The sequence below is a fragment of the Hominimerdicola alba 8 genome, from assembly GCF_000178155.2.
GTDB lineage: Bacteria > Bacillota > Clostridia > Oscillospirales > Ruminococcaceae > Hominimerdicola > Hominimerdicola alba_C.
Genome location: NZ_ADKM02000062.1, coordinates 177963 through 194951, shown reverse-complemented (window position 1 = coordinate 194951; position 16989 = coordinate 177963). Strand labels below are relative to the sequence as shown.

General features: G+C 48.5%; 13 protein-coding genes. 8 read left to right on the top strand and 5 right to left on the bottom strand.

The genetic code is table 11. The annotated features are described in order from the left end of the window. Positions 1-6: 6 nt before the first annotated feature. The 4 genes from CUS_RS18550 to CUS_RS06210 form a co-directional block, all read right to left on the bottom strand. Positions 7-1455, bottom strand: a complete 1449-nt coding sequence (locus CUS_RS18550) for a dockerin type I domain-containing protein (RefSeq protein WP_002848562.1) — start codon at positions 1453-1455, stop codon at positions 7-9. A 683-nt stretch (positions 1456-2138) separates the two neighbouring features. Beyond that, complete coding sequence (locus tag CUS_RS06225) at positions 2139-2405, bottom strand: hypothetical protein (RefSeq protein WP_002848318.1); 267 nt, start codon at positions 2403-2405, stop codon at positions 2139-2141. Between the two features lie 676 nt (positions 2406-3081). Further along, positions 3082-3465 carry a hypothetical protein gene (locus CUS_RS06215; RefSeq protein ID WP_002848212.1) on the bottom strand — a complete coding sequence of 128 codons (384 nt, stop codon included), beginning with the start codon at positions 3463-3465 and terminating at the stop codon, positions 3082-3084. Positions 3466-3508: 43 nt separating this feature from the next. Continuing rightward, the gene (locus CUS_RS06210; protein WP_002848486.1) at positions 3509-3943 is read right to left on the bottom strand and encodes a GNAT family N-acetyltransferase; all 435 of its coding nucleotides are present in this window, start codon (positions 3941-3943) and stop codon (positions 3509-3511) included. 365 nt (positions 3944-4308) lie between these two features. Between CUS_RS06210 and CUS_RS06205 the strand changes: the two genes are divergently transcribed. From CUS_RS06205 to argS, 4 genes are read left to right on the top strand one after another with little or no spacing between them, the layout of a single operon-like run. Beyond that, positions 4309-5394 carry a D-alanine--D-alanine ligase family protein gene (locus CUS_RS06205; protein ID WP_002848241.1) on the top strand — a complete coding sequence of 362 codons (1086 nt, stop codon included), beginning with the start codon at positions 4309-4311 and terminating at the stop codon, positions 5392-5394. Continuing rightward, complete coding sequence (gene murI, locus CUS_RS06200; RefSeq protein ID WP_037276733.1) at positions 5387-6202, top strand: glutamate racemase; 816 nt, start codon at positions 5387-5389, stop codon at positions 6200-6202. Before CUS_RS06205 ends, murI begins: the two co-directional genes overlap by 8 nt. A 12-nt stretch (positions 6203-6214) precedes the next feature. Then, positions 6215-6652, top strand: coding sequence for a DUF1934 domain-containing protein (locus CUS_RS06195; RefSeq protein ID WP_037276731.1), 438 nt, complete (start codon positions 6215-6217; stop codon positions 6650-6652). A gap of 15 nt (positions 6653-6667) precedes the next feature. Further along, entirely contained in the window at positions 6668-8437 is a 1770-nt protein-coding gene (gene argS, locus CUS_RS06190) for an arginine--tRNA ligase (protein ID WP_002848629.1), read from the top strand. Positions 8438-8761: 324 nt separating this feature from the next. Here the strand turns inward: argS and CUS_RS06185 are convergent, their stop codons facing one another. Continuing rightward, the gene (locus tag CUS_RS06185) at positions 8762-11401 is read right to left on the bottom strand and encodes a glycoside hydrolase family 48 protein (RefSeq protein WP_002848405.1); all 2640 of its coding nucleotides are present in this window, start codon (positions 11399-11401) and stop codon (positions 8762-8764) included. A gap of 905 nt (positions 11402-12306) precedes the next feature. Here CUS_RS06185 and CUS_RS06180 point away from each other — a divergent pair. From CUS_RS06180 to CUS_RS06165, 4 genes are read left to right on the top strand one after another with little or no spacing between them, the layout of a single operon-like run. After that, positions 12307-13242, top strand: coding sequence for an ABC transporter ATP-binding protein (locus CUS_RS06180; protein ID WP_002848286.1), 936 nt, complete (start codon positions 12307-12309; stop codon positions 13240-13242). A 13-nt stretch (positions 13243-13255) separates the two neighbouring features. Next, positions 13256-13987: an ABC transporter permease gene (locus CUS_RS06175; RefSeq protein WP_002848500.1), complete on the top strand. Its 732-nt coding sequence runs from the start codon at positions 13256-13258 to the stop codon at positions 13985-13987. Between the two features lie 16 nt (positions 13988-14003). Beyond that, on the top strand, positions 14004-15521 hold the full coding sequence (locus CUS_RS06170) for a GldG family protein (RefSeq protein ID WP_002848608.1): 1518 nt from the start codon (positions 14004-14006) through the stop codon (positions 15519-15521). Beyond that, entirely contained in the window at positions 15518-16909 is a 1392-nt protein-coding gene (locus CUS_RS06165) for a DUF4340 domain-containing protein (RefSeq protein ID WP_002848279.1), read from the top strand. Before CUS_RS06170 ends, CUS_RS06165 begins: the two co-directional genes overlap by 4 nt. The last annotated feature ends 80 nt before the right edge of the window (positions 16910-16989 follow it).

Sequence of the window (16989 nt, the reverse complement as noted above, 5' to 3'; positions counted from 1 at the left end):
CGATTGTCAGCTTATCCTTCTTGTATTAAACAGGTGGTTTATATCGTAATTATACGAGCCCGGTGAACGGTACAGTATCGCAAATCCCTCAGCTCCTCGTTCATTGGTGAGGTCGGGGTCGAATATATATGTGATGCCCGAACCGTTGTAGTTATCTATCTCGACCCATGAATGGTCGTGAGGGTTCTGATTATAGGCGTTCAGTGTGTAGCCTGCTATCTGGTGGGCATCATAGCCCAGCATTTTAGCCATTTCGCAGAAAGTCGCCGCCATTACGTAGCAGTTGCCCTTGCCATTTAAGAAGCCGAAATCCGCATAGCCCTCCATGCCCCATGAACCGTCCTGATTCATAGAGTAATAGGGCAGAGCCGAACTGCTCCAGTTAAAAGCGGCTCTTAAGTCCCAGCCGACACGGTCGAGTACTTTTGCGGCTAGTTCGTAATAGGGCAGTGTATGCAGTTCTGCGGTCAGCGAGTTATCGGAAGTGAGCGTAGTGGTCTTGCCATCGCGCGCGATGTCGTTGACAGCTTTTACGCGGAAGCTGTAGTCTTTATCTGCGAGCACCTGCATGGTGCAGTTTGTGGTGTTTACCCTTTTGAATAGTTTCTCCTTACCGTCAACGGTGCAGTAGACTTCATAGAACTCAGCATCGCCAGCGGCTTGCCAGCTGAGCGACACAGACAGCGGGCGGGTATGTTCCGTTTTAAGACTGCCTTTGAGGTCTGCGGGTTTTATCAGTATATCGAATTCATAGCCGTCGAGGTAGCTTCTGACACCCTGTTTTGTGGGAGTATTGTAATACTTGTAGGGGCTGACCTTTACGGTGGCGAAGTCTGCATTGCCCAGCATGTCTGCTGTTATTTTGCGGGAAGATTTATTGCCGTTTGACAGGAGAGTTCTCTCCCTGCCGTTTATTATGATGTTTACATCATATTCGGCGGCACCGTCCACCTCGCCCCAGCTGACGGTAAGGTCTTTTTTGAGGGTGATTATATCATCGAGTTTTTTATAAGCTGATGTTTTTGTGACTATTTCCTCATCGGGGACAGTTTCCAGCTTTTCGAGCCAGTCCATAGCACGCATGCCTTTGACATGTGCGGCGAGTGTACTGAGGTCGGTGACATTTACCGAGCCGTCAAGGTTGACATCGGCGGCTTTGAGCGCTTTATCGTCCAGCGGCTTGACAGATTTTATGTGCGCCGCCGCCCTTGAAACATCGGTGACATTGACTCTGCCATCGTTATTGACATCTCCGCGTGCATATTCGCCATCGGTGGTATCGCCATCTGAGATATCTTCCTCATCGGTGGCAAGGCTGTCTGTTTCTGTTATTATCTGTGCAGATATATCGTTCTGTTCGGCTGATGCGCTGTCCGCGCTTGCGATGACAGCAGTCTGCATCATCAGTGAGAGCGCAGCCGCAGCAGCAAGAAATTTTGCACTTGTCTTTTTCATGTGAGATCCTCCTGTTCTGAAATGGGAGAAAGGTACTTATTCCTACAAATTATAGCATATTAAAATGCTGAATAGTTTAACATTTTATTAAGAAACAGTATGTATTGAAAAATTTTATGATAAAAGCCCCATGCAGAGCGGAAAAAAGACACTTCCGCCGAAAGGCAGGAAGTGTCTTGATGAAGATGATATTCTTTTTTTAGATATCCCGCTGACACACCAAATCGATCATTGTTATATCAGAATTTGAAATAGTTATCGATCATCCTTCCACCCACCGCAGGCGGGGGGAATAATATAAACACGGTGATTCCATATTAAACAGCACTTGTGGCGGTATGCTAAAGGGATAACCATATTCTTTTTTATCACATATTCATCATATTAAAATTAAAATAGATTATCCATGCGATAAAGATAAGCAGATACCTTACTGCGGCGGGGAGTTTTCTGCTGCGGTGAAGAAGTATGGTCAGCGGCAGCGGGAAGATGAAAAGCCAACCCAAAATCCAGAGCAATGTGCGCCTTTTGCGGGGCTTCGTGTATGGTACATAGCCGCCTTGCGGAACACCCATCGGGCGTGAGTAATAGGGCGGATAATTCTGTTGGACGGGCTGCCAGTTGTTGGGCTGGTTGGGCTGTACAAACTGCGGTGCGGGTTCGGGTATGCCGAAGAGTCTTCTTTAGTCTGAGATAAGTTCGGCGGGTATGACCTCTCTGCTGTCGCAGTAGGGGCATTTCAGCACCATGTTCGCATTGTCGAGTATCCTGTTGCCCATACAGTTAGGGCATTTAAGGTCGATGCTGTGCGTGTCATGCACCATCATCGGGATGTTGCCGCTTCCAAATGTCTGTGGTGGTATGTTGTAGTTCTGACGAGAAGGATATGTACCCTGCAAATTGGCGTTATATCCGCCGTAATTGATGTATCCGTTTTCACGGCTTCCCATCTTATCGCCTCCTGAAATTGTTCTTATACTTTTTCTTTCTGATGACATGGTCATCTCTTTAACACACCGATACAAAGTGCCGTATAACAATGAAAAATCGTGTTGATGCTATCTTTTTACTGCATTTTAAGCCTGTGTGCTAAAGGGATAGCCGTATTTTTTAACGTGGTTATCCCGCTGACACACCACAAAAACGGCGGTTTTACAGAACTTAAGGTGGTTGGCGTATGGTGCTCAATTATCCTTTTGTTTACAGCATTTTCAGCTGGTGTGCTAAAGGGATAGTCATATGTCGTTCTATAACTAATATAATAACACAGCTTTTGACCAAATGCAACACTGTACGGCAGAATGTTAAGGAAATCGTAAGGAAGAACACAACAAAATTTTCAGGGGATTTTTTATGCAGTACTTACAATTTAAGAATAAAGGGACAACAAGAAACATTTATTGAGATGTTTTCTTTCCACGCCTGCGGCGGGGAATGAGAACCACCAACTATTATTATAGCGATCCAACTATTTAAATTCACAAAATCCGGTCGCAAAAGCTCGGAACTATGGATTTTGTGACTGGATTTTGTCTGAATTTTAAGGCGGATTGCTATAATGTCCGCTGAAAAGATGTTTAATATTGTGTGTCAGAGGAATAGCCATACTGACAATTACAGCAGGTGCTACTCCTGAACATTGCTTGCCCTGACAAGTTCTATGGTGATGGGGGAGTTTTCCGGCAGACGGGAAAGATGGGCTGTGATGGTGCCGTTTGAAAAGTGCATATCATTCAGTATGAACAGCGGTTCGCCACTATGGTCTGTGAGTTTTTCAGTACCCATGATGCAAAGCGGAAAATCAGATTGTGTGCCTTCTGTATCAAACCGGAAGCGGGCTGTGAGTTCGCCTTTATCGTAGGCACGCATGGTGTAGTCAAAGCCGCTTATGTACAGTGAAAAATCGCTTTTCAGCGTGACCCATGCGCCGTTCAGCAGGTCGTGCCTGTGGTAGTATTTATTTATCATGCTGTCGCCGTCAAGCATGAACGGTTCGGTGGATAGTGCCATAGTGTGGGACCTCCTTATTTTAGGTGCTGTTGGTGCGGGGATATCATGTAAGTGCTTTTTCCATATGGATACAGCGGAAAGTTCCGCCGCTGATGACTTTTGAAAAATCGGCAGTGTAGCCGAGTTTTTCGTAGAAACCGACTTTTTCCTCGCGGCTTTCAAGAGTGGCAATGGTGAAGCCCAGTTCGGCTGACCATTCTTCTGCGGAGCGGACGGCAAGTCTGCCGATGCCTTTGCCGCGATATTCGGGCAGAACGACCACTCTGCCAAGCATGACGGTATTTTCGTTAACGGCATAAAGGCGGCAGGTGGCAACAGGGAAGTCATCATCAAGGATAACGATGTACTTCGTATCGGGAGTGTCGTGCTCGTCAAACTCTTCTTCCAGCGTGATGTGATATTTCTTTGCCATAGCCTGTATGCGCACGTAATATGCGCCTGCCCGCGCGGCAGTGGTGGCGGCTCGGATAATTTTCATTTGGTGTCACCTCTTAAAAGGATTATATCATATTTTTATATAATTAGCAATAGTATACATAATATTTTATATTATTAACTATATCAATCCGCCTTAAAATTCAGACAAAATCCGGTCACAAAACCCATAGATCCGAGCTTTAGCGACCTGATCTTGTGAATTTAAATAGTTGGATCGCTATAAATGCTTGATGATGCTGTTGGAGAATATTCTGCAAAGTGTTTATGAATGCTCTTAAATCGGCAGGTCGGGGAAGTATACGGAAATGTAAAATTTTTATTATTCGGGATAATCGTTTGCAATTGACATAAATATGTGGTATAATATTAAATTGAGTTAATATTTTCATGAAAGGACGTTTTGTTATGGCAAAGCTAAAGATCGCCGTTGTTTTCGGCGGTAAGTCGAATGAGCATGATGTTTCCGTAGTATCGGCGGCACATGTTATACGCAGTATCAATGAAAATTCTGACCGCTATGAGGTCATTTGCATCGGCATCACCAAGAAAGGTCACTGGCTGAGATACATGGGCAGTACTGAGGATATCGAGAACGGCAAGTGGACAGACCACCCCGACAATCTCGCCTGCATTTTCAGCCCTGATCCTGTCCATCGCGGTTTCATACAGCTGGAAGAGGACGGCAGCTATTCAAATATCAAGGTAGATGTTGTATTCCCTGTACTGCATGGCAAGAACGGTGAAGACGGAACTATCCAGGGCATTTTCCAGATGGCAGAGGTGCCTTTCGTGGGCTGTGACTTGATATCTTCCGCATGCTGCATGGATAAGGATGTTACACACACTATACTTGAAGCACACGGCATAAAGACTGCCAAGTGGATCAGCATGATATACCGCGATCTGGCTGAACTGGACGAAAAGTGCGCACTGATGGAGAAGAAACTGGGCTACCCGATGTATGTGAAGCCTGCGAACTGCGGTTCATCGGTGGGCATATCCAAGGCGCACGACCTTGAAGAACTGAAAGCAGGCATCAAGGCTGCTTTCACCCACGATCAGAAGGTCGTTGTGGAGCAGGAAGTCAAGGGTGTGGAGCTGGAGTGTGCCGTAATGGGCAATGACACGCCTTTCGCTTCGACTGTGGGACAGATAGCGGCTGCAAATGAGTTCTATGATTATGATGCGAAGTACAATAACGCAGCATCAAAGACCTACATACCCGCAATGGTCGATGAAAAGGTCATCGAAGAAGTGCGCGATGTGGCTGTAAGGGCATTCAAGGCTATGGGCTGCGGCGGTCTTGCGAGGGTGGACTTCTTCCTGTCTGACAAGGGCGAAGTGATACTCAACGAGATAAACACGCTGCCGGGTCACACAAAGATAAGCATGTACCCGAAGCTGATGGAACATGCAGGCATAAGCTATGCCGAGCAGGAGGACAGGCTGATAAAGCTGGCGCTGGACAGATCGGAAGTGGACTATGAATAATGCACCGATAGGCGTTTTTGACTCGGGTGTCGGGGGACTGACATGTGTCAAGGAACTGACCAAGCTGCTGCCTCATGAGGATATAGTCTATCTGGGTGACACGGCGAGAGTTCCTTACGGCACGAGAAGCAAGGAAACGATAGCGAGATATACCGCGCAGGATATGGAGTTTTTGCGTGGTCATGATGTCAAGATGATACTGGTGGCATGCGGCACCGCATCGAGCGTTATAATGTCAAGTCCTGAGTTTTCGGGAAAGACGGAACCTGTATACAGCGGCGTGGTCATACCTGCGGCGCATGCGGCATGTGCGGCTACCAAAAACGGAAAGATAGGCGTAATCGCCACAGGTGCCACCATAAGGAGCGGCAGCTACGGCAAGGTGATACGCAGCATCGACCCGTCTGCAAAGGTGGTGGGCAAGGCATGCCCGATGTTCGTGCCGCTGGTGGAGAACGGTTATGTGGGGCTTGACTGCCCGCCTACAAGGTTCTTTGCGGAGGAATACCTCGAATGTATGAAGCGCGAGCAGGTGGATACACTGATACTGGGCTGTACCCACTATCCCCATCTGGCAGATGTCATATCGGACATAATGGGCGAGGGCGTGAAGCTGATATCTTCCAGTGCGGAACTGGCAAGATATGCGGTGAAGACGCTGACTTTCGCGGACGAACTGGCAGAGAGGGAAGAAACGGGCAGTCAGAAACTCTACTGCACTGACAGCGCGGAACTTTTCGCGGAGAACGTTGAGCGTTTTCTGGGCGAGAGTTTTGCGGGAACTGTGGAGAAGTGTGACCTGTACTGACGGGAAAGGAAAATGAAGTTGGATAAGAGGGAAGTCGATATAAGGCTGGTGAGCCGACAGTTTGAAGAGCGGGGCAGTGAACCTGAGATGACAGAGATAATGTCGCTGGGGACGCTGGAAGCTACTGAGAACGGCTTTGCTGTTGAGTATGAAGAGAGCGAAGCTACGGGCTTTGATGGCTGTGTGACAAGGCTTGAAAGTTTTGGGGATACAAAGGTGGTCATGGCGAGAACGGGGAACGTTACCTCGAATATGGTCATTGAAATGGGCGAGAAGCATCACTGCATCTATGGCACACAGTACGGCAATTTTGAAGTCGGGGTCGAGGCGCAGAAGATAGCTGTCAAGCTGGACGAAAACGGCGGAAAACTGGCTTTCTCCTACGTGGTTGATGTTAATTCAAGTCTGGTGGGAGTTTTTGAGATAGAAGTAGAAGTAAGACCGAGATAAAGGGAGGAATTGAAAATGTATGATCTGATAAACGAGTCATTTACACAGGCAAGAGAACTTGTGATGAATGCTATGGGCGCACTGGTGGCAGAGGGCGTTTTCCCTGCGGAGGCTGTGCCTGCTTTTAACATAGAGATACCCGCTGACTCAAAGAACGGTGATGTTTCCACCAATGCGGCGATGGTGTGCGCAAAGCCTTTCCGCAATGCGCCCCGCAAGATAGCTGAGGCGATAGTCGGCAAGATAGTGACTGAGGGCAGCTGCTTTGAGAAAGTCGAGATAGCAGGTCCCGGATTTATAAATTTCTTCTATAACAAGGGCTGGTATGCGTCGGTGGTAAAGGCTGTGCTCGATGCGGGCGCTGATTACGGCAAGACCGAGTTTGGCAAGGGCAAGCGTGCGCTGGTGGAATTCGTTTCTGCAAACCCGACAGGTCCGATGCACATCGGCAACGCAAGGGGCGGTGCTATAGGTGACTGTCTGGCGGCTGTTATGGAGTATGCGGGCTACGAGGTAGAGAGAGAGTTCTACATAAACGATGCGGGCAATCAGATAGAGAAGTTCGGCAAATCGCTGAGGCTGAGATACATGCAGATATGCAGTGAGGCGGGTCAGGCGATAGTTGCGAAAAATCTTGATTTGGACGCTTTTTGCAAGGAGATATACGGCGAAGACGGCAACCGTCCCGAATTCCCGATGCCTGACGATGTTTATCTGGGCATGGATATAATCGCACATGCGAAGAATTTCTTTGATGAGTACGGCATGATAGCCAGCGCACAGCCCGAAGAGGACTGCAAGAAGGCTCTGGTCGATTATGCACTGCCCAAGAACATACAAGGTCTGCATGACGACCTTGCAAAGTACCGCATAGAATATGACACATGGTTCAGGGAGAGCACACTGCACAATGACGGCTCGGTGGCTAAGGTCATCGAACAGCTGAAAGCGAGCGGCTATACCTACGAACAGGACGGTGCGCTGTGGTTCAAGACCACCGAATTCGGTGATGAAAAGGACAGGGTGCTGGTGCGCGACAACGGTATACCGACCTATTTCGTGCCTGATATAGCTTACCACTACAACAAGCTGGCTGAAAGAAAGTTCGACAAGGCGATAGATATTTTCGGTGCTGACCATCACGGTTACATACCAAGACTAAAGGCGGCTATGACTGCGCTGGGCGTTGATGCGAAGAAGCTGGATATTGTCATCATGCAGATGGTAAGACTTGTAAAGAACGGCGAAACATACAAGCTGTCGAAGCGTTCGGGCAAGGCGATAACGCTGAACACTCTGCTGGAGGAGATACCGATAGATGCGGCAAGATTTTTCTTCAACCTGAGAGAGCCGAACTCACAGTTCGACTTTGACCTTGACCTTGCCATCTCAAATTCCAGCCAGAACCCTGTTTACTATGTTCAGTACGCACACGCGCGTATCTGCTCGGTAATAAAGAAGCTGAAAGAAGAGGGCGTTGAGGCGAAGGCTTTCACTGATGAGATGGCTGAGGCGCTGAACACTTCGGAAGAACTGGAACTGGTGAAGCTGATGGCAACTCTGCCGACCACAATAAACGATGCGGCTAAGGCTTACGACCCTGCAAAGGTCACCAAGTACGCGGTGGATATTGCGACACTGTACCACAAGTTCTACAACGCATGCCGCATAAAGGGCGAGCCTGAGAACGTTATGCAGGCAAGACTGTCACTTTCGCTGGCTGTTAAGCAGATAATCGCGAACATACTGGGTATGCTTAAGATAAACTGCCCTGAGAGCATGTGATAAACTGAGAAAAGATAACAAAGACGGAGTTTCCTGCTGTGAAACTCCGTTTTTCTTTTGGTGATATGGGAAGATATCATAAAACAATGTGGTTATCCCGCTGACACACCACAAAAACAGCGGCTATACAGAACTTAAGATTCTTGGCGTATATCTTTCCCCCGCCGCAGGCGGGGGAAAGATATACAACGCTCAATTATCCTTTTGTTCGCCGCATTTTTAGTTGGTGTGCTAAAGGGATAGTCATATAAAACAAAAAGTCCGCGATGGCTTTATCAGCCATCACGGACTTTATTATGCTTTTACATTACTGCTTGCTAAGAATTACTTAACTGTAACGTTAACTACAGAGTACTTTAGAGCGTTTACAACGTCCCAAGTACCGTTAACTCTTGCAGCGATAGCTACCTTGTAGCTCATGCCGGGAGTCATGTTCTTAGGCGAAGTGTAGCTGTTGGTTGTGATGTTGGAGGTCTGAATTCTCCACTTACCAGCCAGGTATACAGCTATGCCGTACTTGTCAGCATTCTTTACCTTGTCCCAAGTGAAGCGCATCTGGTGATACTGCTCGCTGTAAGCTACCTTGATGTTGGTAGGATAAGTCTTATCATCAGTAGGAGGAGGAGTCAGTTCCTTGCCGTACAGGTTAGCCATAACGCCCAGAGCCATCATGTCATCGCCTGCGTGCCAGAATCTGTGGTAGTTCAGGTCAACCTTAGCAACGTTCTTGAAGCCTGCGATCTGTGCCTGACCCTCAGGATCAGATGCAGAGTACTTGCTGTCCCACTTAGCGCCGTTCTGAACGTCCTTATTGTAAGCAGCCTTCAGCTCCTTGACCAGGTTGATAGCCTCAGTAGAAGTAGGAGTGCCTGCGCAGTTGCCTTCGTACATTGTACGGATGCTCTCGAATGTAGCGCCGTTTGCCAGCTTGTCGCCGTTAGGCATTGTGCCGTTGTAGTTCTCAGGAATCCAAACGGTCTGGCTGAAGAAACGAGCCAGCGAAGGATTGTGCTCAGTTCTGGACATACCCAGATCATCACGACCCAGAGCCCAAGAGCGGTCGATCAGTTCCTTAGCCAGGTACAGAGATGCCTTAGGCAGAGCAGAATCGTTAGCAGTATAGGTCTTAGTGCCAGCCTTAACGTTGGAAGCACCCTCGATGTTGTAGTTGAACTTACCGCCAACAGAGCTGTAAGTCATGCCGTTGATGTCAGAGCCCTTAACGCCCTTAGCCTTTGCATAGTAGAGCAGAGTGTTAGCCAGCGAAGATACGCAGCCGAGGTCGGTGTTGCCGTAGCCGGAGATAGTGCAGCTCAGACCGCTGTTGGAAGTAGCGGAGCCATTCCAGCTGTCAGGCTGACCCTGCCAATCAAGGTTAGAAGGCATATAGAAGTCACCGTCAGAAGTGAGAACGGTGTTGTTAACGAACCATGCGCACCACTTGTCAAGGATCTGCTCCAGAGCAGCTTCCATAGACATACCGCCGGGTCTTACACCGGTGTTGTCGCCGTTCTGCTTAACCCAATAGTACAGCTCAGCCAGACGCTGAACAGCCCATACCTGGTTACCTGTCCAGTGGTTGGAACCCGGGTCAGCATATACAGGGTGCTCAACATACATCATACCATAGAAGGTAGGAACGCCCGAAGGATAAGTCTCGTAACGACCCTTGTAGGAGTTGGTAGCACCGCCTGCGATAGGACCGTCCTTAGACTGCAGCCACAGATAGAATTCCAGCTGTCTTTCGAGAGACTTCTGGTAATCCTGCTTAGCACCGTCAGCCTTCATGCCGCTTGACAGATCAGTCAGCAGAGCATAAGCAGCCAGCGGGTTCTGATAGAACTCATGAGCGTGCGAGCAGCCTATCTGCCAGCACCAGTTCTGACCTGTGCCCTTGAGAGCGCCGCCCCAAGAAGTATACCAGTTCATCAGATAGTGCTTGGAGTTGTCACCAGCGTTGCCGTTTGTCCAGCTGGTGTTCTGTGAGATCTGCTGATAGTACTTATCGTACATGTTGTTACGCAGTTCATCACCCATCTCAGATGCCTTAGCGTTTACAGTAGTGTTGGAAACATTCCACTGGATAGCGTCATATACACCCTGGATAGCTCTGTCTTCTGCGTCAGGAGCGTTGGTGTATGCCCACTGATTGGTTACAGTAGTATCGCGGTTGAAGATACCCTTCAGACCCTGCTGAGAGTTACCATACTTCTTCTCTTCTACGCAGGGGAACGGAACAGTTTCCCAGCAGGACTCCTGCTCGCCGCGCTGGAAGGTGTTGATGAAGGTGAACTCGGTGCCCTGACCGAAGCCGTACCAGTTATCAACGTCAGCCAGCCAGTGCATCAGATACAGACCGCCCTGATTGTTCTTGCCGTTGTATACGCGGGTGAACTTGTTGAAGATCGGGTTCTCAGCAGTCTTGCTTGCCTCGCCTGCCCAAGCGCCGGGGCACTGATCGGGAGTGTCATACTCGCCGCAGTACTGAGCACTTACGCTTGAGGACTGCCAGAAGTTGTCCTGAACATCAGGTATCATAACTTCCATTGTCTTCCAAGCCTTCTGCAGATCGTTTGCAGATGCGCCGCTGAAGTTCTCGCCCGAATTCTTAACGATGTTGTCGTGCATTGCTGCTACCCATACCAGGTAGGACATTGCCTCGGATGTAGTCTCATGACCGTAGTCAGGAGCCTCGATGATAACTTCTTCTCTTGAGTGGTAAGGGATACCGAAAGAGCCTGAACCACCATTGTTCTGTGACAGATAGCCGTTTTTCTGACCATTGGTGATGACATCATCATACAAGGACATGAAACGCTGTGCATAAGTGGAATCGCCGTATGTGTTTGCCTTAGTTCTGGTACCGGCTGCTGATGCGGGAACTACAGTTGCTGCAAAGACATTGGTAGTCATTGCTACTGTAAGGATACTTGCAACTGCAGCCTTCATTTTCTTAGGAAGCATTAATAATTCCCCTCTCCTGAAATATTTGTTCGGCATTAAAGCCGCGTGTTGTTTGCAGGCTCAGCCTGCGCTTTTGAACGTAACAGTGATATCGACACTCGATAGCTTCGGCACAGCGTTTACAAGACACATACACCCATGTGTTTTGCCATGCACAAAAGCCACACAAATATATCACCGTTTCTACAAATTATTATACACTATTTTTTTTATTTTTCAAGTCTTTTTGGGCACTTAATCGATTAAAAGCCATAATTTCGGCGGTTTGACCACCTAATTTAATTCGCTTTTGTCTATTTCACCTAATATCTTGAAATTTCAAGCATTTTAGGGGACTTAATCGTTTAAAGCTGAAATTTCAGCACTTTTACTACTTGAGCTATCTTGCAATTGTCTGCTTTATCTAATTTCTTTTGATATTTTAAAATATTTAGTTAATTGAAAGTGTCGCAATTATGACACGGCAATGCTTCGTGGCTCGACTGTGAATTATTTGCAAAACCGCACTTCTGCTACAAATTTTAGCGCGTGTGGTTTAGCTTTATTTATTCTTACCAAGTATTCTTGAAATGTGCATATTTTATACATGTCAAGTTCACTTTTATATAGGATAATACAATTGCATCTGTGTATGTGTCTGCGTGACTGACACAGCACATCAGGTATTGGGTGACCTCGATGCTGCGCTGCGCTGCGCGGGAAGGGTGTTTCGGCGGCGTTATCATATGCTCTTGCTTGTTTAACATATCCCAATATAGGTTTGTGTCGGGACGGTGAGCGAGGGTCGGATCTGCGGTCTGTCTTTTATATTTTATATAGTATGAACGGCGGGCGGTACGGCGGAGGTACACCACATTATAAAACCTATCTTATTCATACAATTAATAAGATGAAAGGAGCCTTTTATGGTTGAAATTAAAAACCTGACAAAGCACTACGGCAAAGTTACGGCTGTCAATGATCTGAGCTTTGAGATCAGGGATAATGAGATTCTCGGATTTCTCGGACCGAACGGTGCGGGCAAATCCACCACGATGAACATTATCGCGGGATATCTGCCGACATCGAGCGGTACTGTCAATGTCTGCGGGCATGACATAAAGGAGGATGCAAGGGCTGCTAAGCGCTGCATAGGATATCTTCCCGAGATACCGCCCCTTTATCCCGATATGCGCGTTGAGGAATATCTGCGCTACTGTGCGGGCATCAAGGGCATACGCGGCGGTGAGGTCAAAAAAGAGGTCGAGAAGGTAATGAAGCGCTTGCAGCTGACCGACATGCGCCGCAGGCTGATAGCCAATCTTTCAAAGGGCTACAAGCAGCGTGTGGGGCTGGCACAGGCGATACTGGGCGATCCCGAACTGCTGATACTTGACGAGCCGACAGTAGGTCTTGACCCTACTCAGGTAGCTGAACTGAGAAAGTTCATAAAGACTCTGGGCAAGGATCATTCAGTTATCCTATCCTCGCATATACTCAGTGAGATAAGTGCTGTTTGCGACCGTGTTGTCATCATCAGCAAGGGTGAACTGCGCGCGGTCGATACCATCGAGAATCTTGAACGTAAGATGTCGGGTTCACCGATACTCAGCCTGACTGTCGAAGGCGAACAGCTGGCGGCTTCATTTGTGCTGGGTGAGGTCAAGGGCATAAAAGAGATACAGGATATCATTGAGAATGATGACGGAACCAGTGTCTTCAAAATACAGCTTGAAGATGAAAAGGTCAGACAGGATATCATGGCTGCACTGGTTGAGGGCGGCATAAACGTAGTCGAGATGTCGATGGAGCGTCCGGATCTGGAAAAGGTGTTCCTCGAACTCACAGGCAAAAAGAAGTAAAGGAGTGTGCAAAATGTTTTCTTTATACAAAAAGGAGATCCAGTCGTTCTTTTACTCGCCGTTTGCCTACGTGCTGTCGGCGCTGTTCATGCTGATCTTCGGCTTCGCGTTCGTGAACAAGATAGCAAGCATGCAGACCAGCGTGCTGCAATTTTCGTTCCCCGATATGTTCTACAACAATTTCTTCTATTTCATATTCATAATACCGCTGCTGACCATGCGTTCGTTTGCAGATGAGAGGCGCGGCGGTACTGAGGTACAGCTGCTTACCAGCCCGCTGACCATAACTCAGATAGTTCTCGCAAAGTTCTTTGCGATAGTGACAGTCTTCCTGTTCATGCTGCTGCTCTCGCTGTTTTTCCCGATATATGTGGCGCTTCACGGAACTGTCATCTGGTCGTCGCTCATATGCGGCTATGCCAGCTTCTTTCTGTGGGGACTTGTCTGCATCGCGCTGGGCATGCTGTTTTCTTCGATGCAGAGCAGCCCGATAATCGCAGCGATAATCGGTGAGATAGTGATGGAGGGATTTCTGTTCCTCGATCAGTTCGCTGCTACCAAGATGGTGCAGAGTTACCCGCACCTCAATTCCGTTGTGACCTGGTTCTCGATGCAGCGCCGTTTCGTATTCTTTGCACAGGGCATGTTCCGTCTGGAAGATCTGGTGTTCTTCCTGAGCCTGACAGCACTGGTGCTGTTCTGGAACGTACTGTACATCGAAAAGCGCCGCTGGAACCATCGCTGATTGGAGGGAATAGAACATGGCACAAAAAGAAACCGCAAAACCAAAGAAGGCACGCAGCTTTACCGCAGCTGCAATGGTGTTCGGTGCGATAGCACTGGCGATAGTTATCCTGCTCAATCTGATGGTGTCGCGCCTGAATGTCATCTGGGATATGACACCGACAGGCATGTACAAGCTCACTCAGTCTACAAGGGATTATCTGAAGTCTGTGGACAAGAAGGTGAATTTCTACTTCCTGTTCGATATGGATGTACTTTCCACCGATACCGACAGCATGCCGCTGTACAATGCGATGAAAGAATATTCCGAATATGACTGCATAAATTTTCAGGCTTTTGACCCCGACAGCGACCCTGACAAGACAAAAGAACTTCAAAATATGGGCTTTACCGTTTCGCAGGGCGATATCGTCATAGAGTGCGAGGGCAGGACAAAGCACATACCCGCTTATACGATGTTTGAAACACACACAAGTTCGGATAACAGCGGCAAGCAGGCTACAAGTTCGGTATATTTCACCGGTGAGAACATCATCACAGGTGCTATAGAGGCTGTTGTGACAGGCAAGGAGGTCAAGATATACTTCCTGACAGGTCACAGCGAGAAGCAGATAGATACCGACTTCACCACACTTAAGACCAACCTTGCTTCGCGCAACTACATAGCTGAGCCGCTGAACCTTACTACCGGCAGCTCTGTTCCCGAAGATGCTTCCATCGTCATCGTGGCATCACCAAAGACCGATATCACGGATAATGAACTGAAAGTGCTGAATGATTATCTCGACAAGGGCGGCAACATCTGCTTCTGGATGGCGCCGAACGAGGATACGGTGGAATACACCAATATCGAGAGCATTCTCGCAGATTTCAGCATAAGCATGGATTATGACCGCGTCGCTGAGACCGATACCGATCTGTATCCGCCCAATGACCCCACCAGTTTCATGTGCAGTATAGTTGTGGCTGACCAGACTTCGAGCATAGACCTGACAAGCGAACTGGCACAGTTCGTGGATCAGGGTGCGCAGCCTTTTATGACCAATACGCGCAGCTTCATGCAGATATACAACGAAGGCAACAACAATGAGCATGTGACCACAGGTTCACTTCTCCAGACCATAGACAAGATAGGCGACGGTTCTTCGACTGCTGTGGGCGAACCGATGGGCGGTTCAAAGCCCCGCGACCGCATCACCGATGTGGTGCTTGATCTGGCTATGTATTCCACCGACAGTTCACGCGCAGGTGCGAAGATAATGGTAATGGGCAACGGCGATTTCCTTGATGATGACAACATCTATCAGGCTTATATGACCATACCCGTGAATTTGCAGCTGTCTGTATTCTCATGGATGTATGACTCTGACAAGGCACTTGACTTCGGCATAGCGGGCAAGGAGCGTACTTTTGATGAAATGAACATAGAGTCCACTTCAAAGGCTAATGTCATCAACGTTATATTCATCGCTGTACCTGTCGTTGTGGGACTTATCGGCGGCGCGGTATGGCTCAGGCGGAGGTATTCGGAATGAACCGTAAGTCAATGATAGCAACGGGTGCCGCACTTGTGCTGCTGCTGGGCGGCGCGGGTGGTGCATATTACTATGTGGATCACAAGAAGTCGAGCGAGGAAGCCGCTGAAAAGGCGGAAGCTGATTCGCTCAACCTGTTCTCTTTCGATTCAAATACCGTAAAAGGCATAGATATAACCAACGAAGACGGCTATTTTCATATGACGGTCGGTCAGTCGGGCGACTGGCAGATGGAGGAAACTGATTACCCTTATGATTTTTCGCTGAACAGCTTCAACCTCAACGTCATCGCATCGACTATGAGCAAGCTGAAAGCCGATCACAAGGCTGAGGCGCAGGATCTGAGCAAATACGGTCTTGAACAGCCCGTGACGGTGGTATGCCACACTGCGGACGGCGACTACACTCTGCTGGTGGGCGGCAGTTCGGTCACCAACGAGTTTTGCTATGTGATGAAGCCCGATGATGATACCATTTACTGCATTGACCGTGAAATGGGTGCTGAACTGCGCGGAGATATCGCGACACTGCGCAGTAATTATCTGCTCAACTGCTATGACAATGAGATAAAGCATTTCTCGGTAGAACATAACGGCGAGGTCTGCTATGATCTCTCGCGTGATACCGAGAGCACTTCAATGTGGGCACTCAATGCGCCGCAGACGGGCGTTACGGTAGATGCCGTCAAGATAAACAACGTGCTCACAAGCATCGTGCGTGTGCAGACATCAAACTTTGAATGTTTCACGAAGGACGAGAGCGTGCTTGCAAAACACGGTCTTGACAAGCCTGCCTACACTTTCACGGTGGTGACCGATGAAAAGACCTACACGCTGGAATTCCCCGAATTCGGCATTGACGATGAAGAAGTATGGTGCTACGATGCGGGAAGCTGTGCGGTGTTCTCGATAACTTCGGGCGAGGCGGCTTTCCTTACGGGCAAGTGGAGCGACCTGACGGTAAAGCAGGCGATGAGCGTGCCTTTCATGTCGGCGGCGACGCTGGAGATAACTGTTGACGGCGATACACACACGCTGAACATCGACCATGAGAAACAGAACTATGTATTCGATGACATTGATGTTACTGCAAAGGGCAGTGAAGAAGCATCGGCAGATTTTGAATACCTGTACGCATCGGTGAGCGAGATGGCACATGGTGAGTACCGCGATGATATCCCCGAAAAGATGGGCGAGCCGACCTGCACTTTCCGTTACACCCTCACAGACGGTACTGAGCGCGAACTGGCGCTGGTACCGATCGATGATGCGAACTACTGGGCGTATGTTGACGGTGAATGTCTTGGCATGACGGTTGAAAAGACCGCCATCACAGGCGAGAACGGCTGTCTGAACTTTATTGAGCGGCTGAATGCCGATCTTGCATAAGATATGATGATATCCCTCTGCTTTTGCAGGGGGATTTTTTTGACGAACATATAAAACGAAAGCCCCGAAGCGCGCTGATA

Excerpts from the sequence above, each read along its gene's own strand:
- CUS_RS18550 (WP_002848562.1), bottom strand. The coding sequence starts at position 1,455 with ATGAAAAAGACAAGTGCAAAATTTCTTGCTGCTGCGGCTGCGCTCTCA.
- CUS_RS06225 (WP_002848318.1), bottom strand. The coding sequence starts at position 2,405 with ATGGGAAGCCGTGAAAACGGATACATCAATTACGGCGGATATAACGCC.
- CUS_RS06215 (WP_002848212.1), bottom strand. The coding sequence starts at position 3,465 with ATGGCACTATCCACCGAACCGTTCATGCTTGACGGCGACAGCATGATA.
- CUS_RS06210 (WP_002848486.1), bottom strand. The coding sequence starts at position 3,943 with ATGAAAATTATCCGAGCCGCCACCACTGCCGCGCGGGCAGGCGCATAT.
- CUS_RS06205 (WP_002848241.1), top strand. The coding sequence starts at position 4,309 with ATGGCAAAGCTAAAGATCGCCGTTGTTTTCGGCGGTAAGTCGAATGAG.
- murI (WP_037276733.1), top strand. The coding sequence starts at position 5,387 with ATGAATAATGCACCGATAGGCGTTTTTGACTCGGGTGTCGGGGGACTG.
- CUS_RS06195 (WP_037276731.1), top strand. The coding sequence starts at position 6,215 with ATGAAGTTGGATAAGAGGGAAGTCGATATAAGGCTGGTGAGCCGACAG.
- argS (WP_002848629.1), top strand. The coding sequence starts at position 6,668 with ATGTATGATCTGATAAACGAGTCATTTACACAGGCAAGAGAACTTGTG.
- CUS_RS06185 (WP_002848405.1), bottom strand. The coding sequence starts at position 11,401 with ATGCTTCCTAAGAAAATGAAGGCTGCAGTTGCAAGTATCCTTACAGTA.
- CUS_RS06180 (WP_002848286.1), top strand. The coding sequence starts at position 12,307 with ATGGTTGAAATTAAAAACCTGACAAAGCACTACGGCAAAGTTACGGCT.
- CUS_RS06175 (WP_002848500.1), top strand. The coding sequence starts at position 13,256 with ATGTTTTCTTTATACAAAAAGGAGATCCAGTCGTTCTTTTACTCGCCG.
- CUS_RS06170 (WP_002848608.1), top strand. The coding sequence starts at position 14,004 with ATGGCACAAAAAGAAACCGCAAAACCAAAGAAGGCACGCAGCTTTACC.
- CUS_RS06165 (WP_002848279.1), top strand. The coding sequence starts at position 15,518 with ATGAACCGTAAGTCAATGATAGCAACGGGTGCCGCACTTGTGCTGCTG.